The organism is Bacteriovorax sp. DB6_IX, from assembly GCF_000447775.1.
Classification (GTDB): Bacteria; Bdellovibrionota; Bacteriovoracia; order Bacteriovoracales; family Bacteriovoracaceae; genus Halobacteriovorax_A.
Window position 1 is genome coordinate 1 of record NZ_AUNJ01000262.1, and the last position, 339, is coordinate 339.

Annotated in this window: 1 pseudogene; it reads left to right on the forward strand. The window is 35.1% G+C overall.

Going from position 1 to position 339, the window contains the following annotated elements:
* Window positions 1–158: 158 nt before the first annotated feature.
* Window positions 159–339 (forward strand): annotated as a pseudogene (locus tag M901_RS17995) (phospholipase); the annotation flags it as partial.

Sequence of the window (339 nt, forward strand, 5' to 3'; positions counted from 1 at the left end):
TTTTAACCTGAGTGAACATTGGAAAGCTGGAACTACTGCAGTGAGGCTGACAAAGAAAAGAAGATGGAGAGAAGTTGACTCTATTAACTTTACAATAAAGAGATAATTCACAAATATATAAAGGCATCGTTAAGATGCCTTTTTTTATGGGAGTTCATATGAAGTATTTCTTGCTGTTCTTATTTTTCTTTTCAGTTTCGGCTCTGGCTGAAGATGAAGTGAAAATTGATCAAATTCGCAAGGAGTATAATTCGCTATTGGAGAAGCGCTATGTTCTTCTGCCTCACAAGGGGAATTTCTTTATCCCTTTCTCTTATAACAATACACCTAATAAAGAAG